The sequence below is a fragment of the Amycolatopsis albispora genome (assembly GCF_003312875.1).
GTDB classification, from domain to species: domain Bacteria; phylum Actinomycetota; class Actinomycetes; order Mycobacteriales; family Pseudonocardiaceae; genus Amycolatopsis; species Amycolatopsis albispora.
Map to the genome: position 1 here is coordinate 7,253,038 of NZ_CP015163.1, position 20,111 is coordinate 7,273,148.

The 20,111-nt window shown below is 69.0% G+C and carries 18 protein-coding genes; 13 read left to right on the top strand and 5 right to left on the bottom strand.

The features are described 5' to 3' along the window. Nucleotides 1-22: 22 nt before the first annotated feature. A complete protein-coding gene (gene eccD, locus A4R43_RS34500; protein ID WP_113695915.1) occupies nt 23-1,390 on the bottom strand; it encodes a type VII secretion integral membrane protein EccD in 1,368 nt (455 codons plus the stop codon). 295 nt (nt 1,391-1,685) lie between these two features. Here eccD and eccCa point away from each other — a divergent pair, with 295 nt between their 5' ends. The 5 genes from eccCa to A4R43_RS34525 all read left to right on the top strand — a co-directional run bounded on the left by eccCa (nt 1,686) and on the right by A4R43_RS34525 (nt 8,907). Continuing rightward, nucleotides 1,686-5,693 carry a type VII secretion protein EccCa gene (eccCa, locus tag A4R43_RS34505; protein WP_113698071.1) on the top strand — a complete coding sequence of 1,336 codons (4,008 nt, stop codon included), beginning with the start codon at nt 1,686-1,688 and terminating at the stop codon, nt 5,691-5,693. 34 nt (nt 5,694-5,727) lie between these two features. Beyond that, complete coding sequence (locus A4R43_RS34510) at nt 5,728-7,662, top strand: type VII secretion-associated protein (protein ID WP_162788691.1); 1,935 nt, start codon at nt 5,728-5,730, stop codon at nt 7,660-7,662. Between the two features lie 3 nt (nt 7,663-7,665). Then, a complete protein-coding gene (locus A4R43_RS34515) occupies nt 7,666-8,046 on the top strand; it encodes a hypothetical protein (RefSeq protein ID WP_113695916.1) in 381 nt (126 codons plus the stop codon). Nucleotides 8,047-8,257: 211 nt separating this feature from the next. Continuing rightward, nucleotides 8,258-8,575, top strand: coding sequence for a WXG100 family type VII secretion target (locus A4R43_RS34520; RefSeq protein ID WP_113695917.1), 318 nt, complete (start codon nt 8,258-8,260; stop codon nt 8,573-8,575). Nucleotides 8,576-8,622: 47 nt separating this feature from the next. Further along, nucleotides 8,623-8,907 carry a WXG100 family type VII secretion target gene (locus tag A4R43_RS34525; protein ID WP_113695918.1) on the top strand — a complete coding sequence of 95 codons (285 nt, stop codon included), beginning with the start codon at nt 8,623-8,625 and terminating at the stop codon, nt 8,905-8,907. A gap of 60 nt (nt 8,908-8,967) precedes the next feature. Here the strand turns inward: A4R43_RS34525 and A4R43_RS34530 are convergent, their stop codons facing one another. From A4R43_RS34530 to A4R43_RS34545, 4 genes are read right to left on the bottom strand one after another with little or no spacing between them, the layout of a single operon-like run. Next, complete coding sequence (locus tag A4R43_RS34530; RefSeq protein WP_113695919.1) at nt 8,968-9,633, bottom strand: DUF4333 domain-containing protein; 666 nt, start codon at nt 9,631-9,633, stop codon at nt 8,968-8,970. A gap of 37 nt (nt 9,634-9,670) precedes the next feature. Further along, nucleotides 9,671-10,567, bottom strand: a complete 897-nt coding sequence (locus A4R43_RS34535; RefSeq protein WP_113695920.1) for a hypothetical protein — start codon at nt 10,565-10,567, stop codon at nt 9,671-9,673. Further along, entirely contained in the window at nt 10,564-11,466 is a 903-nt protein-coding gene (locus A4R43_RS34540) for a hypothetical protein (RefSeq protein ID WP_162788692.1), read from the bottom strand. Before A4R43_RS34540 ends, A4R43_RS34535 begins: the two co-directional genes overlap by 4 nt. A 26-nt stretch (nt 11,467-11,492) precedes the next feature. Then, nucleotides 11,493-12,398: a hypothetical protein gene (locus tag A4R43_RS34545; protein ID WP_113698073.1), complete on the bottom strand. Its 906-nt coding sequence runs from the start codon at nt 12,396-12,398 to the stop codon at nt 11,493-11,495. 184 nt (nt 12,399-12,582) lie between these two features. Between A4R43_RS34545 and rplM the strand changes: the two genes are divergently transcribed. From rplM to A4R43_RS34585, 8 genes are all read left to right on the top strand, one after another. Next, on the top strand, nt 12,583-13,035 hold the full coding sequence (rplM, locus tag A4R43_RS34550) for a 50S ribosomal protein L13 (RefSeq protein WP_113695922.1): 453 nt from the start codon (nt 12,583-12,585) through the stop codon (nt 13,033-13,035). A 14-nt stretch (nt 13,036-13,049) separates the two neighbouring features. Continuing rightward, nucleotides 13,050-13,532, top strand: coding sequence for a 30S ribosomal protein S9 (gene rpsI / locus A4R43_RS34555; RefSeq protein ID WP_113695923.1), 483 nt, complete (start codon nt 13,050-13,052; stop codon nt 13,530-13,532). Between the two features lie 212 nt (nt 13,533-13,744). Continuing rightward, nucleotides 13,745-15,079, top strand: coding sequence for a phosphoglucosamine mutase (gene glmM / locus A4R43_RS34560; RefSeq protein WP_113695924.1), 1,335 nt, complete (start codon nt 13,745-13,747; stop codon nt 15,077-15,079). A 131-nt stretch (nt 15,080-15,210) separates the two neighbouring features. Further along, nucleotides 15,211-15,489: a hypothetical protein gene (locus A4R43_RS34565; RefSeq protein ID WP_113695925.1), complete on the top strand. Its 279-nt coding sequence runs from the start codon at nt 15,211-15,213 to the stop codon at nt 15,487-15,489. Beyond that, on the top strand, nt 15,489-17,645 hold the full coding sequence (locus tag A4R43_RS34570; RefSeq protein WP_205215128.1) for a WXG100 family type VII secretion target: 2,157 nt from the start codon (nt 15,489-15,491) through the stop codon (nt 17,643-17,645). The genes A4R43_RS34565 and A4R43_RS34570 overlap by 1 nt, the downstream gene beginning before the upstream one ends. 13 nt (nt 17,646-17,658) lie before the next feature. Beyond that, nucleotides 17,659-18,099: a hypothetical protein gene (locus tag A4R43_RS34575; RefSeq protein ID WP_113695927.1), complete on the top strand. Its 441-nt coding sequence runs from the start codon at nt 17,659-17,661 to the stop codon at nt 18,097-18,099. Then, nucleotides 18,087-19,757 carry a fatty acyl-AMP ligase gene (locus A4R43_RS34580; RefSeq protein ID WP_418190763.1) on the top strand — a complete coding sequence of 557 codons (1,671 nt, stop codon included), beginning with the start codon at nt 18,087-18,089 and terminating at the stop codon, nt 19,755-19,757. Before A4R43_RS34575 ends, A4R43_RS34580 begins: the two co-directional genes overlap by 13 nt. A gap of 4 nt (nt 19,758-19,761) precedes the next feature. After that, entirely contained in the window at nt 19,762-20,040 is a 279-nt protein-coding gene (locus A4R43_RS34585; protein WP_236808459.1) for an acyl carrier protein, read from the top strand. Nucleotides 20,041-20,111: the final 71 nt, after the last annotated feature.

The following is a 20,111-nucleotide window of genomic DNA, read 5'->3' on the forward strand; positions in this document are numbered from 1 at the left end:
TCTTCCCCCTAAAGGTTCCCGCTCAGCGCGGGAAGTCGATGTGGCGCAGCGTCGAGTACAGGTCCATCACCGCGAGCGCGAGCGGCAGCACCGTCGCGATGCAGATCGCTTCGATGATCTCGACCGTGCGGCGAAGCGGCGGTGAGAAGCGCTGCCCCGGGAAGATCACGCCGACCACCAGCGCGCCCGCCGCGACCAGCACCAGCGTGCCCGCCACGAAGATCAGCCTGCCCATGCCGTCCTCGGTCCAGAGCCAGCCCAGCAGGATTCCGGCCGCGGAAACGATGCCGGTGGCGAGCAGGGCGACGGCCTGGCTGCCGTTGGCGTATGCCCTTCCCCGCAGAAGCAGGACCAGGGTGGCGACCACGGCCATGATCACGCCGAAGATGCTCGGCGAGGTGGCGGTGATGATCGAGGCGAGCGCCGCGGTGGCGCCGCAGCCGATCAGCAGGCCGGTCATGTAGTTGTGCGCGACGGCCGTGCGGCGCTCGATGGCGGTGTAGTCGGGGAAGCCCGAGTCCTCCTTCAGCTCCTCCGCGCTGCCCGGCACGTGCGGCAGCGGAAGTTTCGCCAGCTGGAGCGTGATCCTCGGCAACATCGAGATGAAGGCCAGCGAGACCGCGGCGGTGCCGGCCGCGATGCCGGGCATCGGGTGCGCGACGAAGGTGGCGACCAGGAACGCGATCGACCACAGCGCGGCGGCGGTGGCCGCGGCGATGAAGGTGGTGATGCCGGCGCCGATCACCATGATCGCCACCGAGGCCACGATCAGCACCAGCGCCGACGCGAGCAGCAGGTTCGCCCGGATCCCCAGCCCGGGCACGATGTAGAAGCCGCTGACGAAGGCCAGCGGGAGGCCGCCCGCCGCGGCGATCAGCACGCCGGTCGCCTCCGCCTGGTACGCCTTGACCAGGGTGGCGCCGAGCGCGATGCAGGCGATCGAGCCGACACCGCCGGCGATCGCCGCCGCCAGCGCGCTGCCGCCGAACAGGCTTCCGCCCGCAAAAAGCGCGACGGCGGCGAAGAACAGGGCCAGGCCTCCGGCGATGTGGCCGATGCGCTGGGCGGTCTCCTTGGTCCACGGCCGGAAGCTGTCCGGGTCGGACTCCGCGATCGCGTCGACCACGTCGTCGTACAGCGGCGGCGGCGGGTTCTCGTTGCGCTTGCGCAACTGCAGCAGCTCACCGTCGACCACGCCGAGCGAGGCGAGCGTGCGGCTCGGGTCCAGCGGTGCGTCACCCAGCTTGGCCAGCGCCCAGCCACCGTGGCGGGCGCCGCCGTCGGGGGTGGTCTCCTTGGCCATGTCGAGCAGCATCGGCAGCAGATCGGCCACCGCGACGTCGGCCGGCAAGGCCACGTCGATGCGGGTGCGCGGCGCGACCACCGTCACCCTGCTGAATACCGTCGTGCCCGTCGCCACTGGATGCCCCCTGCCTAGAGAGAATGCTGCGGGCAACTTATACCCAATGCCCGCGTCACCGTTGTCGCCCGCCCGTGGCCGAACGAGTCCACCCGGTCGGCGCGCGGCTCTAGTATTAACGCACTTCCGGTGGTCGTGGGGGTAGTTCGCGCGATCCCGGCCAGGTTGGGCGGTCTTCACCCGGAGGGCCGCCCGGTTCGCTACCGTGTGGATCGGCCGTGTCTGCCTCGCGGCCGCAATCGCCGAGTTGAAGAGGGGTCCTTCGGTGAGCACGCTGCAGTTCAAACGGTCGCCGCGGCTGGCCGCGCCGCGCCCACCCGGTGGCGAGGTCCACCTGGAGCCGCCGCCCGAGGTACCCCGGACCATTCCCGGCAACATCGTGATGAAGCTGCTGCCGGTGGTGATGATCGTCGCCTCCATCGGGATGATGATCTTCATGTTCACCCTCGGTGGACGCAACCCGATGATGCTGATGATGGGCGCCATGATGGTGATGGGCACCGTCGGCATGATGGCCGGTGGTGGCGGTCGCGGTGGCGGTCAGAAGAAGGCCGAGATGAACGAGGACCGCAAGGACTACCTGCGGTACCTCGGCCAGATGCGTGAGCGGGCCCGCGAGGCGATGGTCGACCAGCGCGCCGCGCTGGAGTGGGTGCACCCGGACCCCCAGGCGCTGTGGTCGCTGGCCACCAGCCGCCGGATGTGGGAGCGACGCCAGAACGACCAGGACTTCCTGCACCTGCGGGTCGGCCGCAGCTCGCACCGGCTCGCCACCCGGCTGGTGCCGCCGCAGACCGGCCCGGTCGACGAACTGGAGCCGATCGCCACCCTCGCGCTGCGCCGGTTCGTGCGCGCGCACTCGATCGTCCCCGACCTGCCCACCCAGATCACCTTGCGTGGTTTCGCGGCCGTAAGCATGCAGGGGGACAAGGAGCTGACCCGCGGGCTGACCCGGGCGGCGCTGGCGCAGATGGTCACCTTCCACAGCCCGGACGACGTGCTGATCGCGATCGCCACCGCCGGGCGGGCGAAGGAGGAGTGGGAGTGGGCCAAGTGGCTGCCCCACGTCCAGCACCCCGCGCTGTCCGACGGCATCGGCCAGCTGCGCATGATGGCGGGCTCGCTGGCCCAGATCGAAGCCTGGCTCGACGAGGAACTGCGGGACCGGCAGCGCTTCTCGCGCAACGCGACGCCGCCGCCGGACCAGCCGCACGTCGTGATCGTGATCGACGACGCCGACGTGACCCGTGAAGAGCAGATCATCCTGGAAGAGGGCCTGGTCGGCGTCACGCTGATCGACCTGTCCGACTCCATCGGCAACTTGGCGGCCCGCCGCGGGCTCCGGCTGGTCGTCGAGGAGGAGCGGCTGGGTGCCCGCAGCGCGGGCGGTGTCGAGTGGTTCGGCCGCCCGGACAGCCTCAGCCTGGTCGAGACGGAAGCTTTAGCCCGCAAACTCTCGCCCTACCGGATCGGCACCGCGGCGCAGGAAGCCGACGAGGACGAGCCGCTGCTGTCCAACCCGTCGCTGCTCGAGCTGCTCGGCATCCCCGGCGACCCGATGACCTTCGACGTGCAGCAGGCCTGGCGCCCGCGGCCGATCCGCGACCGGTACCGCGTGCCGTTCGGCGTCGGCGAGTACGGCCAGCCGGTCGAACTGGACATCAAGGAAGCCGCGATGGAGGGCATGGGCCCGCACGGCCTGTGCATCGGGGCGACCGGTTCCGGTAAGTCCGAGTTCCTGCGCACGCTGGTGCTCGGCATGCTGGCCACGCACTCGTCCACCACGCTCAACTTCGTCCTGGTCGACTTCAAGGGTGGTGCGACCTTCCTCGGGCTGGACGGCGCACCGCACGTTTCCGCGGTCATCACCAACCTCGCGGACGAGGTCACGCTGGTCGACCGCATGAAGGACGCGCTGGCCGGGGAGATGAACCGGCGCCAGGAGGCGCTGAAGAACGGCGGCAACTTCAAGAACGTGTGGGAGTACGAGAAGGCCCGCGAGAACGGCGCCGACCTCGACCCGCTGCCCGCCCTGTTCATCGTGGTCGACGAGTTCTCCGAGCTTTTGTCCGCGAAACCCGACTTCATCGATCTCTTCGTGGCGATCGGCCGTCTGGGGCGTTCGCTCCAGATGCACATGCTGCTCGCCTCGCAGCGTCTGGAAGAGGGCAAGCTCCGCGGGCTCGACTCGCACCTTTCCTACCGGATCGGTCTCAAGACGTTTTCGGCCGCGGAATCGCGTGCGGCGATCGGTGTGCCGGACGCGTTCGAGCTGCCGTCGGTGCCCGGTGGCGGGTACCTCAAGTACGACACCTCGACGATGGTGCGGTTCAAGGCGTCCTACGTGTCCGGGCCGTACCGCCCGGCGGGCATCAAGATGGCCGCGCCCGGCGCGACCGTGGTCCGCGCGGACAAGCGGCCGCAGCTGTTCGTCCCCGACTTCGTCGAGCTGCCGAAGGAACCGGAGCCCGAGCCGGAGCCCGTGGTTCCGCAGCCAAAAGCAGAATCGGAAGAAGCGGTCGAGCCGAGTGAGCTCGACGTCATCGTCAACCGGCTGATCGGTCAGGGCCCGCCCGCGCACGAGGTGTGGCTGCCCCCGCTGAAGGAGCCGAGCTCCCTCGACACGCTGCTCCCGAACCTCAACCCCACCGAGGACCGCGGCCTGTCGCCGGTCGGCTTCTTCGGCAACGGGCGCCTGCAGATCCCGCTCGGCATCGTGGACCGCCCGTACGAGCAGCGCCGCGACCCGCTGTGGGCGGACTTCTCCGGCGCCGCCGGGCACGGGGTGATCGTCGGCGGCCCGCAGTCCGGCAAGTCGACCATGCTGCGCACGCTGATCATGTCCATGGCGCTCACCCACACCCCCGAGGAAGTGCAGTTCTACTGCGTCGACCTCGGTGGTGGCACGCTCGCCGGTATCGCCGACCTGCCGCACGTCGGTGGCGTCGCGGTGGCCCGCCGCGAGCCGGACAAGGCGCGCCGTATCGTCGCCGAGCTGACCACGCTGGTGAACGAGCGTGAAGGCCGGTTCGGCGCGATGGGCATCGACTCGATGAACGAGTTCCGCAACCGGCAGCGCCGCGGCGAGATCAAGCCGGAGCAGGACCCGTTCGGCGACGCGTTCCTGATCGTCGACGGCTGGAAGGCCCTGCGCGACGACTTCGACGAACTCGAGCCGCAGATCACCAAGCTGGCCACGCAGGGTCTGTCCTACGGCGTGCACGTGGTCATCGCCTCGAACCGCTGGGCGGACATCCGCCCGGCGATCAAGGACATGCTCGGCACGCGGTTCGAGCTGCGCCTCGGTGACCCGAGCGAGTCGGACATCGACCGCCGCGTCGCGGTGAACGTGCCCGCCGGTCGTCCCGGCCGCGGGCTCACCCGCGAGAAGCTGCACATGCTGACCGGCCTGCCGCGGGTCGACGGGTCGAGCGACCCGGAGAGCGTCGGTGCCGGTGTGTCCGACGCGGTGGCGAAGATCAAGGCCGCGTGGAAGGGCCGCCCGGCCCCGCAGGTGCGGCTGCTGCCCGAGATGTTCCCGTACGAGCAGCTGCTCGCCCAGGACTCGAAGCGGAACACCAAGCTGGTGCCGATCGGTCTCAACGAGGAGGACCTCTCGCCGGTCTACCTCGACTTCGACGCCGACCCGCACTTCATGGCGTTCGCCGACGGCGAGTCGGGCAAGACGAACCTGCTGCGCACGATCGCCAAGGGCATCACCGACCGGTACTCGGCCAAGGAGGCCGTGGTCATCCTGGTCGACTACCGGCGCACCATGCTCGGCTTCATCGAGGGCGACCAGCTGGCCGGCTACGCGGTGTCGTCGAACCAGCTCGACGGCATGATGAAGGACGTCGCCGGTTCGATGAAGAAGCGGCTGCCCGGTCCGGACGTCACGCCGGACCAGCTGCGCAACCGCTCGTGGTGGAACGGCCCGGAGCTGTTCGTCCTGGTCGACGACTACGACCTGGTGGTGACGCAGACGAACAACCCGCTCAAGCCGCTGTCGGAGTTCCTCGCCCAGGCGAAGGACGTGGGCCTGCACCTGGTGGTGGCCCGGCGTACCGGTGGTGCCGCGAAGTCGACCTACGACCCTGTGATCGGCAAGCTCAAGGAAATCGCCATGCCGGGGATCATCATGAACGGCTCCAAGGACGAGGGGCAGCTGCTCGGCAACGTCAAGCCGTCGCAGATGCCGCCGGGCCGGGGCACGCTGGTCAGCCGTAAGGTCGGCAAGCAACTGATGCACGTCGCCTTCCTGCCGGGCGAGTGATCGCGGCTGGGTGGAATGAACACGGGAGCGGTTTGTGACCTTGCGGGTCGCGGTGGACTTCGGGACATCGAGCACCTGTGTCGTGGCGTCGATCAACGGCCGCGAACCGCAGGTCGTGGTGGTCGACGGGCAGCCGTTGATGTCCTCGGCGGTCTACGCGGCGCCGGACGGCACGCTGTTCGTCGGCCAGGAAGCCGAGCGGCAGGCGGCGGTCGACCCCTCCCGGTTCGAGCCCAACCCGAAGCGGCGCGTCGACGAGGGTGAGCTGCTGCTCGGCGACACCGTGCTGCGCGTGCTCGACGCGATCAACGCGGTGCTCCGCCGGGCGGTCGACGAGGCGCGGCGGGTGGCGGGAGGCGCCGAGGTCGGCCTGCTGGTGCTGACGCACCCGGCGGACTGGGGCGCGATCCGCACGCGGCTTCTGCGGCAAGCAGCAGGACGGCTGGCGCACGAGGTGGCGCTGGTGCCGGAGCCGGTGGCGGCCGCGGTGTTCCACGCCGCGACCTTCGCCGCGACCGAGGTCAACCAGGAGCGGACGGTCGAGTTCAGCGGGCGGCCCGGCGAGACGATCGCCGTGCTGGATCTCGGGGGCGGGACCGTAGACGTGAGCGTGGTCCGGCGGATGCCGCGCGGGCCGGCGGACCGGCGCGGCGGGTTCCAGGTGCTGGCGACGCGGGGTGACCCGAGCTTCGGTGGCGCCGACGTGGACCAGGCGCTGCTGGAACACGTCGGTGGCCTGGTGTCGAGTTCGGACCCGGCGGCCTGGCGGCAGTTGGTGGAGGGCCGGGAACTGGCTGACCGGCGACGGCGGCGGGTTTTGCGGCAAGATGTGCGAGGCGCCAAGGAGACGCTTTCGCGGCATACGTACACCGACGTGCCCATGCCGCCGCCGTTCGCCGACGCGCACGTCACGCGGGAAGACCTGGAGAAGCTGATCGCCGCGCCGCTGGGGCGCGCGGTCGAACTCACCGCGGCGGCCATCGACGAGGCGGGGCTGCGGCCGAAGCAGCTGACCGCGATCTTCCTGGTGGGCGGCTCGAGCCGGATCCCGATGGTGTCGCGGCTGGTGCACGAGCGGACCGGGGTGGTGCCGACCACGCTGGACCAGCCGGAGACGGTGGTGGCGCGGGGCGCGTTGCGCGCGGTGCTGATCGATCCGGACCGGACGGGTGCCCTGCCGGGCGCCACGCCCATGCGCGCCCCGGCGCTGCGCCCCCTCGGCGAGCAACGCACCGAAATCGTCCGCCCAAGCGACCGCCCCCGCCCGCAACCTTCTGCGGGCAAAAGCCGGGTGCCGGGGCCTGGACCTGGGCATCCTCCGCCGGTGCGGGTGCCGCAGCCGGTGCGCCAGCCACCACCGTCCCCGCCCTTCGGGCAGCCCGCGCTTTCGCGGGCAGAAGCAGGTTCGCCGGGGAAGTGGAAGCGCAGGGTGCCGTGGTTGATCGGTGGGGTCGTGCTGCTGGTCGCGGCTCTGGTGGCCACGTTGCTGCTGCTCAACCAGGGCGAGGACGGCCGGACGATCGCGCAGTACAACTACCAGTTCGTGGCCCCGTCCGACTGGACGCAGACCGGGGGTGTGGTCGAGGAGCGCAAGGTCGAACTGCATCCGACGGAGGCCCAGTCCGGCCTGGACCTCGTGGTCGTGCAGGAGTACTCGAACAACTACGACGCCACGGCCAATCCCGGCAGGCTGACCAGCGAACTCGAGTCCGCGGTGCGCGCCCGCGCCAGCGAGTACCCCACCTTCGAACCCCAGCAAGCTTTTGCGGGCAAAAGCCTGATCTACTATCGCCAGCTCAAGACGGATGGGGTGCGTACCTGGTACGTCGACTGGTACGTGGAGGCGAAGGGGGACGTGCGCATTCACGTCGGTTGCCAGTACGCGGACAGCTTCCAGGACCGCGTCCGCCCGGCCTGTGAGCAGATCGTGCGCACCCTCGTGCTGACCAACCCGCTCCCGGGGCGCTGAACCGTGGACAACGACGCCGCGGCGCGGTTCCGGGCCACCGTGCAGAACGCCGTCACCCATTCGGAGCGGGTCGCCGGGGAGGCGAAGGCTCGCAGCGACCGTCGCCGGGCGGAGAACTCGGCGCTCGCCCAGCAGTTCCGGGCCCGCCGGCTGGCCGGCGGGGACCCCACGCCGACCAGTCCGGCCCTGCGCGCGGCGGCGAGCAGCTTTCGCATTCGCAACGCGCTACCGGTGGAAAATCTGCCTTCGGCCGCGGAATTGGTTCCAATTCGCAAGAGGGAACGGCCGAAGCCTGCTCGTGTGGGTGACGAGGACGAGGACTTTTCGCAAGAGCGAATCATGCGAAGGGTGGACGGAACCCGCCCCGGCGAGCCCCGCAAGTAGCTAAACCCGTTGTGCCGCAACGGTTTCAGCTGCCCCTGCCGGTCATCGGAAACTGCCGGTTCCCGCCGGTTCCCTGCTTCTGCGTTAACGCAAGCAACTACTTGGGAAGAGATGGCGACAAGGGGAACCAACCATGGCAAGGTCTGCGTCGTAGGTCCGTACAAACAAACAAGCTTGGTACGGACATCCACTAACGAAGGGGGCCACTCACATGGCTGGCAGCGGTTACACCGGAGACCCGGCACTGTTCGCTGAGGCGCACAAGAACGTCTCGCAGACCAAGGCCGACATGGACTCCAACCTCGCTACCCTGAAGGCGAACATCGAAGCCACCCGCGAAGGCTGGGCCGGCGAGGCTGCCGCGGTCTTCCAGCAGGTCATGGAAGCCTTCGACGAGAAGAGCCGCAAGATCAACGAGGCGCTGCAGCACATCGCCGACATGCTGCAGCAGTCCGGTGTCAAGTACGACACCCAGGACACCGAGGTCAAGGACCAGGTCTCCAAGCTCGGCTCGATCCTCAACGGCTGATCTCAGCTCTCTTAATCCACAGACTTTCACTAAACGGAGGGTAAGAAATGTCGATCGTTGTTAATTACGAGACGATCCGCACCGCGGCGGAGGACTGCACCAAGACCGGTGGCGAGCTCGAGCAGCGCTTCGAGGACCTGAAGCAGCAGCTGGCTCCGCTGGTTGACACCTGGACCGGTGAGGCCATGGAGGCGTGGAACCAGCGCCAGGACGAGTGGAACCGCTCCCTGGAGGAGATGAAGTCCCTCCTGGCCCGCATCGCCACCGCGCTGCCGCAGATCGCCGACGGCTACCAGGACACCGACAAGGGTGTCGGGAACATGTTCGCCTGAGCATGATCTCGTAGCAAAGGGCCCCGACTTCGGTCGGGGCCCTTTGCGTTGCCTTGGCCGCTACTTGGGCGCGCCGACCTCGAATTCGGGCTTGTCGTTGAGCACCCGGATGGTGACCTTCTTCGGCTGGCCCGCCACGTTGACGTCGCAGTCGAAGGTGTGGCCCGTCTTGATCTCCTGCCCGTCCGGGCACTTGGCGTTCTGCACGTCCTGCTCGCCGTAGCTGTCCTTGAGCACCGTGGTGATGCCGCTTTGGACGGAACTCGGGTCGAGCACGTCCCCGCTGAACAGGCCGCCGAACCAGGCAGCCGCGCCGCCCGCGGCCAGCACGAGGACCGCGACGCCCCCGATGATCAGCGGCTTCTTCGACTTCTTCTTGTTCTCGCCGCCTTCACCGAACGCGCCCAGTCCGCCGTACTGGCTCGATGAGGGCTGGAAACCGCCGCCGTACTGCTGCTGTTGCTCCTGTGCGGGCGGCTGCTGTTGCGGCTGAGCCGGGTAACCCTGGGGTTGCTGCTGTCCCCACTGCGGCTGCTGGGCCGGCTGCGGGCCGCTCGGCGGATATCCGCCCGGCTGCTGCTGAGGGTGCTGGGGGTAACCGCCGTACTGGGGCTGCTGCTGCCACTGCCCCGGCTGCTGCTGTTGCCCCCACTGCGCCGGATCCGGCTGCTGCTGCGGCGCGCCGGGCTGCCACCACTGTCCCGGCTGGTTCGGCGGCTGGGTCATGAGCGGTCACCTCGCGCGGCGGTTGTGCTGTTGCTGGTCATTGGCCCTGAATCTCGTCTTTGCGGCGATTGAAGTCCGCCACCGCGGCTTCGTCCGGGAGCATCGTCACCTGGGATGGGTCGGGAATGGGCGGGATGTCGCGTTCCGTCGCGCCCTCGGTGATCGCGTAGTTGTACTGGATTTCGATCTTCACGTCGTTTCCGCCGCGGGTCTTCCCGGCGAACTCGCCCTTGATGTCGATCCGGCGCATGGTCTGCTGCGGGGTCAGTTCAACCCGGGTCGTCAACGGCATGTTCATCATTTCCTCGGTGAACTTCCCGATGATTTCGTCCGAGAAGATCTCCACCTTGAATTCGACGAACCGGCGGAGCGTCAGATCGACCTCGATGATGACGCTGCCGTCCTCGATGCGTTTCGCCGAACGCGCGGCGCGGTCGTCCTTGGTGGCCTTGACCACGGCGTTGAGCATTTTGCAGGCGACGATGTAGGTGCCGGTCGAGCAGGCGCCGAATTCGCCGGTGGTCGCTGACGACGGGAGGCCGACCCACGGGGTGGGCGCCAGGCTGGCGTACAGCGGCCCGAGCAGCGAGTACTTGGTCGTGTTGCCCGGCGGGTAGAGATTGTCGGTGTAGTCGTTCAGGTCGGTGTTCGAGTGGTTGCGGACAAGCTCGCCCACTGGCTTGCCCGCCTGCACGGTCTCGATCTTCGAGTTGATGCCCTGGCCGTTGAGCAGGAACCTCTTGTCCAACGTGGACTTGCGCGGCTTCATCGCCTGGAAGTCTTCGTGCAGCTTGTCCAGGGTGTCGGAGAACTTCGCGCTGACGTAGGCGGCGGCCTCGTCGCCGTCTGGGATGGGGGTGCCTGCTTTGCCTTGCGCGCACCCGGTGACCAGGAGCGTGGTGGCGGCGAAGGCCGCGAGCAGTCGCTTGCTCATCGGCCCTGGATCTCCGCTCGGCGGCGGTTGAAGTCGTCCACCGCGGCCTGGTCCGGCAGCACGGTCACCTGCGACGCGTCGGGCACCGCGGGAATGTCCTTTTCGGTCGCGCCCTCGGTGATCTGGAACAGGTAGTTGATGTCGATCTTCGCGTCGTTGCCGGTCTTGGACTTTCCGGAGAAAGTGCCGTTCATTTCGATCTTCGACGCGGTGTTCTGCGGGGTCAGCGTGATTTTCGTGGCGATGATCGTGTTCATCATCTCGTCGGTGAACTTCGCGATCAGATCGTCCGGGAAAAGCTCGATCTTGAATTCCACGAAATGCCGGAGCGTGATGTCCACCTGGAGCTCGACACTGCCGTCCGGCAGCCGCTTCGCCGATTTCGCGGCCTTGTTCTCCTTGGTCGCCTTGACCATCGCGTTGATCATCTTGCACGGCGTCAGGTACATGCCCGTCGAGCACGCGCCGATCTCCCCGACGGCGAAGTTGCGCGGCATCGACACCCACGGCGTCGGCGCCAGGCTCGCGTACGTGGGGCCGAGCAGCGTGTAGTTCGTCGTACCACTTGCCGGGTAAAGCGCGTCGGTGTAGTCGTTGAGGTCGACTTTCGAGTGGTTGCGCACCAGCTCCGACAGGGGCTTGCCCACCTGGACGGTGCTGATCTGCGTGTCGATGCCCTCGCCGTTGACGTGGAAGACCTTGTCCAGGGTCGCCTTCCGCGGCTTCATCGCGCCGAAGTCCTCTTCCAGCTTGTCCAGGGTCTCGGTGAACTTGGCGCTGACGTAGCCCGCCGCCTCGTCGCCGTCGGGAATGGCGGTGCCCGCCCTGCCCTGGGCGCAGCCCGCGAGCAGCAGCAGGCTCGCGGCCAGCGCCGCGGCCCTCCGCGCGTTCCCCATCATCTCCTCGTTCCCCCTCGCCGGCCGGCTCAGTTGCCCTGGATCTCGCCCATCCGGTCGTAGAAGTCGTTGATCTCGGCGTCGGTCTTGAGCGGGGTGACCTCGGCCTCCGGTGGCACCTCGGGCAGATCGCGCTCGGTCGGCTCGCCGAGGTGCTGGTAGTGCATCCGGATTTCGACCTCGTGCCCGTCCTTGACGATCTTCGCGTTCATCTGGATCGCCTTGATCGTGCCCTGCGCGTCGATGGTGATCTTGGTCGGGATCGGTTCGTCCTGCATCGACTCGGTCATCAGGTCGATCAGGTTCTGCGGGAAAACGATGACGCGGTGCTTGAGGAACAGGCGCAGGGTGATGTCCGCGTTGAGTTCGATGGTGCCGTCGTCGAGTCGCTTGGCGCTCTTCGCCGCCTTCGCCTTCGGGCTCTGGGTGGCCTCGGTCACCGCGCCGACCATCTTGCAGACGTCCTGCTGACCGCCCCAGAAGCACTCGTCGTACTGGTCGCCGTTGTAGGGCATCGACACCCACGGCGTCGGCGCGAGGCTGGCGTAGACCGGGCCGAGCTTGAGGTACTCGACCGTGCTGCCCGCCGGGTGGAACGAGTCCAGGTACTCCTCCGGGTCCTCCTTCGACCGGTTCGTGGACAGCCGGGCGGGCGGCTTGCCGAGCTGGACGCCGGTGATGGTCGAGTCGGAGTCCTTGTCGTCGACCCTCGCGTAGCGGTCGAGGGTGCTCTTGCGCGGGCGGTCGCCGGTGAACTGGTCGCCGAGCTTGCCGAGCTGCTCGGCGAACTTCTCGCTCACGTACGTGGCGGCGTCGTCACCGTCGGCGATCGCCGTGCCCGACTTGCCCTGACCGCACGCGGTGAGCAGCAGTGCGGCGCTGGTCAGCAGGGCGGCCAGCCGCCGCGCGCGGGTGCGCCGGATCGAGCCGCTCACCTCGCTCACCCCCGGGTTCTGGTGCGGTCATCTCGTCGAGACCCTAGTATCGAGCACGGCCCAGCACCCCCGCTTTGACCCTCTCCGAAGGCGGCGGGTATCTTCATATGTCGTTGTGCGCTGCGGCGCGTAAGCGCTAGGCCCGCACAGAACCCACACGCAATGTTGACGACGAGGTAGACCCTTGCCCACGTACAGCCCCAAGCCCGGCGACGTCACTCGTGCCTGGCACGTGATCGACGCCGAGGATGTCGTGCTCGGCCGGCTCGCGACCGAGGTCGCCACGCTGCTGCGCGGCAAGCACAAGCCGACCTACGCCCCGCACGTGGACACCGGTGACTTCGTCATCATCGTCAACGCCGAGAAGGTCGCTCTCACCGGTAACAAGCGCGAGCAGAAGTTCGCGTACCGCCACAGCGGCTACCCCGGTGGTCTGCGGAAGCGGTCCTTCGGCGAACTGCTCGACACCAGGCCGGAGCGCCTGCTCGAGAAGGTCGTCAAGGGCATGCTGCCGAAGAACAAGCTCGGCCGCGCCCAGGCGAAGAAGCTCAAGGTCTATGCCGGCCCTGAGCACCCGCACTCGGCGCAGCAGCCCCAGACGCGTGAGATCACCAAGATCGCGCAGGTCGCCCAGTGAGTGAGGAACAGTCTGTGACCAGTCCCGAGACCGACGTCGTCGCCGAGGAGGCGACCACCGAGGCCTACGCGACCGAGACCCCGGCCGCCCCGAAGCCCTCGCGTGCCGCCGGCGGCAACGCGCAGACCGTCGGCCGTCGCAAGGAGGCCGTCGTCCGCGTCCGCCTCGTGCCCGGCACCGGTGAGTTCAAGCTGAACGGCCGCAGTCTCGAGGAGTACTTCCCGAACAAGGTGCACCAGCAGCTCATCCGTGAGCCGCTGGTGACCGTCGAGAAGCCGGACTCGTTCGACATCTTCGGCAACCTGCACGGTGGCGGCATCTCCGGCCAGGCCGGTGCGCTGCGCCTGGCCATCGCCCGCGCGCTGGTCGAGGTTGACGCTGATGACCGTCCCGCGCTGAAGAAGGCCGGCTTCCTGACCCGTGACGCGCGCGCCACGGAGCGGAAGAAGTACGGCCTCAAGAAGGCCCGCAAGGCGCCGCAGTACAGCAAGCGCTGATCTGCTCCCAGGGCAGCAAGCAACCCACGGAAGCGCTCATCCGTCTCATTCGGGTGGGCGCTTCCGTGCTTTCTGCCGCCCCCGCACCCCCACCAGCTTTTGCGGGCAAAAGCAGGTCGCAGCTTCTGCGGGCAAAAGCAGGTTCCGGGTCGCGGCGGGGGTGAATCCCCAGGTCCAGTACGGTATCGGGGTTGTTCGTTCAAGGAGGATCGATGGCTCGCCTTTTCGGCACGGACGGGGTGCGTGGCCTCGCCAACGCGGAGCTCACTCCCGAACTCGCGATGTCGATCGCCGCCAGCGCCGCCAGGGTGCTCGCCGCGCATGATCACTCGCACCGCCCGGTCGCCGTGGTCGGCCGTGACCCCCGCGCCAGCGGCGAGATGCTGGAGGCCGCCGTCGTGGCCGGGCTCGCCTCCGCCGGCGCCGACGTGCGCCGCCTCGGCGTGCTGCCCACGCCCGCGGTCGCCTACCTGGTCGGCGCGCTCGGCGCGGACCTCGGCGTGATGATCTCCGCCTCGCACAACCCCATGCCGGACAACGGCATCAAGCTCTTCGCCGCGGGCGGGCACAAGCTCCCCGACGGCATCGAGGACGAGATCGAGGCCGGGCTGAACGCCGGCGGTGTCCGCCCGACCGGTGCCGAGGTCGGCCGCGTCACCGACGTCGAGGACGCCCTCAGCCGCTACGTCCAGCACCTCCTCGCCGCCACCCCGCACTCGCTCGCGGGCGTGCGCGTGGTCGTCGACTGCGCCAACGGTGCCGCCTCGGTCGCCGCGCCGGAGGTCTACCGCAAGGCGGGCGCCGAGGTCATCGCGATCCACGCCGAGCCGGACGGCATCAACATCAACGACGACTGCGGCTCGACCCACATGGGCCGGGTCAGCGCCGCGGTCCGCGAGCACAACGCCGACCTGGGCATCGCCCACGACGGTGACGCCGACCGCTGCCTCGCCGTGGACGCCAGCGGCGAACTGGTGGACGGCGACCAGATCATGGCGGTGCTGGCGCTGGCCATGGCGGAGTCCGGCGAGCTGACCGACGAGACCCTGGTCGCCACCGTGATGAGCAACCTGGGCCTGCACCTGGCCATGCGCGAGCACGGCGTCACCATTCGCACCACCGGCGTCGGCGACCGGTACGTGCTCGAGGAACTGCGTGCCGGGGGGTTCGCGCTCGGCGGTGAGCAGTCCGGTCACGTGGTGCTGCCCGCGCACGCCACCACCGGCGACGGCCTGCTGACCGCCCTGCGCCTGATGAGCCGCATGGCGTCGACCGGCAAGTCGCTGGCCGACCTCGCCGGCGTGATGCGGCGGTTGCCGCAGGTGCTGATCAACGTGCGGGTCGCGGACAAGGCCGCCGTGGCGGGCTCGGACGCGGTGCGCCAGGCCGTCGACGCGGTCGAAGCCGAGCTGGGTGACGAAGGTCGCGTCCTGCTCCGGCCGTCGGGCACCGAGCAACTCGTGCGGGTGATGGTCGAGGCCGCCGCGCAGGAAGTCGCGCAGGCCGCCGCCGACCGCCTCGCCGGAGTGGTCTCCACCGCCTCCTGAGCTTCTCCCCGCAAAACGGTCAACTTGCTGCATCACGGTCACCGGCCCGGTACATTCCGTGTGCATGAAGCGGTGACCACGATTGAGGGGGAGTTTTGCCAGAGGGTGGTTACAGGGCTGACTCGGACGCCATGGCGGTGGCGCAGGCGCGGCTCAAGGAGCAGGTGGGCAAACCGGCCGCGCAGGCCGGTCGCCTCGCGCCGCCGAAGGTCAAGCCCGAGGAGTTCGGGCGTCTTCACGCGCACCACTTCGACAGCTACAACGCTGGCGCGGAACAGGTGGCCGCCGCGTTGAAAGGGCTGTCGGCCGAACTGACCGCGCTCGCCGGCGGAATCGGCGCCGCGGGTCAGAGTTACGCGAGCGCGGACCAGGCGAATGCCGCGCAGGTCAATCAGCAGGCTGCGTACTGATGACGGTAAGCCCCGACGAGCTGCTGGCCAGCCCCCACGTTTCGGAAGCGACCAAGAAACAGCTGACCGAAGCGGCCACCCTTATGCCCATGGGCGGCGGGCGGTCCCGGTACGAGGAAATTCACAGTCGCGCTGTGCGGGAAATGAACAACGGCCGGAGGATCGAGGAAGGCGCTGCCAAGGCTCATGGCGACCTGTCCGCGCAGCAGCCGCCGGGTCCCAATGGTGCCGGGGTGGCGAAGTCGGACGAAGTGCTCGATTTGGCCAAGCCCGCTCTCGACTTTTTCTCGACCTGGATCGACCAGGTCTGGAACAACGTACCCGGCGTCAGCAGGCTCGAATACATGCCGGAGATCTGGGACCGGTTCCACGTGAACCGCGGCATCGATTTCCGCAAGTTCACCGAGGAAGCCGAGGAGTACGGCAAGGCGCGGGAAGTGGTCGAGCAGACCATGGAGGGGGCCCGCGCGGAGCTGAGCACCTTGTTCGGTGACTGGGAAGGTGCCGGTGCGGCCGCCGCGCGGACGAAGTACGACGAAGGCATCGTCCCGGATTCGCAGAAATTGCTGGATCAGCTGGAGGGTGCGGCCAGGCTCATTCCGGAAACCGTCACCGCGATTTACGAAACGTTGAAGCAGCAGGTCGACGAAGTGCTGTTGCTGAACAAGCCGACCATCGCCGGTGCCGACGTGGAAACCGCCGCGAGGATCGCCAGAGTGGCGCCAGGTGGGGCGGACAGCAATGAGGATGACAAGCTGGAGGCGGCGCGGTTCTTCGACCGCCAGTGGGGCAGCGATCTGGAATCTCTGCTCAGTGACGTCGCCAGTTTGAGCGTAGTTCCCGTTTTGTTCGAAGACGTGATCCCAAGATACTGTGAAAGCTGGCTGGCGTCGTTCCGGCAGGAATTCGAGCCGCTGCTGCAGGCGTTCCGGGATCTCTGCGACCAGACGAACAAAACGGTCGACGGCCAGTGGTACACGCTCGTGGAATTCATGAGCGACTACACCAACGAATTCACCGATGGCGCGGCACCGGCGGCCACGCCACAGCAGCAGCCCGGCCCGCCGCCGGGTGGCACGGGACCGACGATGACCGGCGGCGCACCGCCCGCCATGCCCGCCGGCGGCACGGGCGGCGCGCCGTCCATGCCCAGCCCGCCACCGCCCGCAGCACCGCCTTCGATGCCCGCGCCACCCGAGCCGCCGGCCGCGCCCGAGACCGCCGTGGCCCCCGAGACCGCTGCGGACCCCGAGGCCGCGCAGAAGAACCCGGTGACCGGAGAGGAACTCGAAGTCGATCCGGAAACCGGCGAGGCCTACCCGATCGACCCGCTCACCGGCGAGGCGGTGAAGGAACCGGGCGATGCGGCGCTGACCGTGGAGAAGGGCGAGAACAAGCTGTCCATCTCCGAGCCGGACGCCGACGGGAAGATGGCGATCACGGTCGAAGGGCCGTCGGGTGAACCGAAGGACTACCAGCTGGCCTTCGACGGTGAGGCAACCGACGAGGAAGGGGTCTTCCGGCCGGGTGAGGACGGGAAGATCCTGGTCGAGGACGGCCCGCTGAAGATCACCGCCGAGCGTCCGGACGGACCGGACGGGCAGACCGTCGTCGAGATCGACGACGGTTCGGGCGAACCGACCAAGTACGTGCTCGGAGAACAGCTCGAGAGCGCTGCGGCGGCGCAACCGGCAGCCACTCCCAAGGTGTCTTCGGCGGCCACTCCCGAGGCGGTCCCTGACCTCGCGCCCGAGGAGGCCGCGGCGGGGCAGTCGACCGCGCCGCAGTCGGTTGGCGCCAGTGACTTCCTGGCCAGCGGTTCGGCTGCCGTCGGCCTCGGTGAACCGGCCCTCGGCGACACCGCCTCGACCCCCGGAGCGGCCCCCGGCGGCGTCGGCCTTGGCTCGGCGCCGGGTGGCACTCCAGCTCAGCCCGCCCCGGCATCGACGTCCTCACCGGACGGCGCGGCCGCCGCGGGCATGGGCATGATGGGTGGCATGGGTGGTGGTGCCGGTGGCGGCAACACCGGCGACGTGGAGCGCGCGCCCAACCAGTACCGGCATTCCGGCAGCCTGTTCGACACCCCGGAACCGGCGAACCGCATCAGCGGCACGCTGGACGACGACGATGACGGCCTGATCGGATTCAGCCGTTGAGCGGGAGGAATCGGTGAGCGTCGAAGATCGGCTGCGCGCCGCCCGCGCGGCCTTGTCGGCCCTTTCGCGAGAGCGGGAAGAGCAGCGCGCGCTGCGTGAGCAGCGACTGGTGACCGCACAGGGCAAGTCCGCGGCGGCGCTCGGTGAGCGGATGCACGAACTCAACGAGGCCCTGCGGCAGCAGGTCGAGCAGAAGCGGCGGGAGGACAAGGCCGGCGGCTGGGCGACCTCGTCGACGCTCGCCGACGACAGCGAGAAGGACGAGAACTACGAGTTCCTGCAGTTCGATGAGCCGAAGGCGGCCTCGCCGACATGGACGCCGCCGCCCGCCGCTCCGCCGCCCCCACCGCCACCTCCGGCTCCGGCGGCACCCGCCGCTCCCGCGCCTCGGCGGCGCGCGGCCGCCGCTGACGAGGACGAGGACTTCGCCGAGCACAAGTGGTGGGCGGGTTGAGCGGTGCGCCGGAGCGGCCGCTGATCGAGTACCTGCTGGACCGCGCCGAGTCGACCGAGGTCGCGTTCACCTACCTCGACTGCACCGGCGGGCGTGACGCGGAGCCGCGGGACCTGACCTGGGCCGAGCTGACGCGGCAGGTGCGCGCGGTCGCGGCGCGGCTCCGGCGGGTCGCGGCGCCGGGTGATCGGGTCGCGCTGGTCACCCCGCAGGACCTGACCTACGTGGTCGGTTTCCTCGGCGCGCTGTACGCCGGGGTGGTCGCGGTGCCGCTGTTCGCGCCGGAGGTCCGCTCCCACCGGCGGCGCCTGGTCGGTGCCCTCAACGACTGCGAGGCACGGGTCTGGCTGACCTCCCGCGGCGCCATGGACAAGCTCACCGACTTCACCACCTCAGCCCCCGTCACCCCTCCCGACCAGCTCCTTTGCGTCGAAGACCTGCTTTTGCCCGCAGAAGACGCCGACCTGCTTTTGCCCGCAGAAGGCGGCGAGCGGGTGGCGTATTTGCAGTACACGTCGGGGTCGACGCGGGAGCCGGCCGGGGCGGTGATCACGCACCGCGCCCTGACGGCGAGCGTCTGGCAGGTGGCTGGCGCCTACCAGGTTGACCAGCGCACCACCTGCGCCGGCTGGATTCCGTTCTTCCATGACATGGGCCTCATCCAGCTGATGTGCGTGCCGGTGTTCACCGGCGCCCGGTCGGTGTTCCTGCAGCCGCTCGAGTTCATCCGGCGGCCGATCCGCTGGCTCCGCCAGTTGTCCGACTACCCGGCCGTCTTCACCGCCGCCCCCAACTTCGCCTTCGACTACGCCGTCACGTCCGTACCTGCTTCTGCCCGCAAAAGCCTGGACCTGGGGGATGTGCGGGTGGCGCTCAACGGGAGCGAGCCGGTGCGGCCGGCGACGGTTCGCGCGTTCGCCGAGGCGTTCGCGCCCCACGGCTTCCGGCCCGCGGCGCACCGGCCGTCCTACGGGCTCGCCGAGGCGACCGTCTACGTCTCCAGCGCGGGTGACGAAGGTCCCACCATCACCACCTTCGACCGCGACGCGCTCGCCACCGGGACGGCCGTCGCGGCGGAGACCGGCACCGAGCTGGTGTCCGTCGGCCGTCCGTTCGGCCAGGAGGTCCGGATCGCGGACAGCAAGACCGGCGAGCCCTGCCCCGACGGCCGCATGGGCGAGATCCAGGTGCGCGGCCCGCACCTCGCGCGGGGTTACTGGCGGCAGCCCGAACGGTCCGCGGAAACCTTCGCCGACGGCTGGCTGCGCACCGGTGATCTGGGCGTTTTCCACGACGGCCAGCTCTACATCACCGGCCGGATCAAGGACCTGATCATCGTCGACGGCCGGAACCTCTACCCGCAGGACATCGAGGAGACCGTCGCCGACGCGCACCCCGCGATCCGGCGCGACCGCGTCGCGGCGTTCGGGACCGCCGACGAGCGGGGTGAGGGCGTGGTCGTGCTGGCCGAGCCGGTTCGCGGTCAGGAGGTGGACTTCGCGCAGGTCAGCAAGGCCGTGCGGGCCGCGGTGTCCGCACAGCACGAGGTCGCGCTCCGGGACTTCCTGCTTTTGCCCGCAGAAGACGGCGGGGTGCCGCGGACGTCGAGTGGGAAGGTGGCGCGTTCGGCCGCGAAAGCGCGGTATGAGGCACGATGAGCTGGTGAGCACCGACGACGCCAGCCAGTACCACGCCCAGGTCAAGCAGCTGGTCTGCGATTCGTTCCATCTGTCCCCGGACGCGCTCGACGTGACCACGCCGTTCGACGAGCTCGGCCTGGACTCCAAGCAGCGCGTTCAGCTGCTCGCCACCATCGAGGTCTTCTTCGAAGTGACCATCGACCTCGACGAACGCGAGCGCCTGACCGACATCGCGAGCACCGCCGGGGTGCTCGCGGACGCGCTGCGTGCCAAATCCGGCGCCGCGGATTCCGGCCAATGACGCGTTCGGGTATGCAAACAGGCGAATCCTGTGCGTCCGGTCAGCCGCATGAGTACATTCTGTGTGCATCT

What these genes read in the sequence shown, in the direction of transcription:
- A4R43_RS34570 (WP_205215128.1), top strand. Translation starts at nt 15,489, where the DNA reads ATGACGGTAAGCCCCGACGAGCTGCTGGCCAGCCCCCACGTTTCGGAA.
- A4R43_RS34520 (WP_113695917.1), top strand. Translation starts at nt 8,258, where the DNA reads ATGGCTGGCAGCGGTTACACCGGAGACCCGGCACTGTTCGCTGAGGCG.
- A4R43_RS34525 (WP_113695918.1), top strand. Translation starts at nt 8,623, where the DNA reads ATGTCGATCGTTGTTAATTACGAGACGATCCGCACCGCGGCGGAGGAC.
- glmM (WP_113695924.1), top strand. Translation starts at nt 13,745, where the DNA reads ATGGCTCGCCTTTTCGGCACGGACGGGGTGCGTGGCCTCGCCAACGCG.
- A4R43_RS34535 (WP_113695920.1), bottom strand. Translation starts at nt 10,567, where the DNA reads ATGAGCAAGCGACTGCTCGCGGCCTTCGCCGCCACCACGCTCCTGGTC.
- A4R43_RS34540 (WP_162788692.1), bottom strand. Translation starts at nt 11,466, where the DNA reads ATGATGGGGAACGCGCGGAGGGCCGCGGCGCTGGCCGCGAGCCTGCTG.
- A4R43_RS34530 (WP_113695919.1), bottom strand. Translation starts at nt 9,633, where the DNA reads ATGACCCAGCCGCCGAACCAGCCGGGACAGTGGTGGCAGCCCGGCGCG.
- A4R43_RS34565 (WP_113695925.1), top strand. Translation starts at nt 15,211, where the DNA reads ATGGCGGTGGCGCAGGCGCGGCTCAAGGAGCAGGTGGGCAAACCGGCC.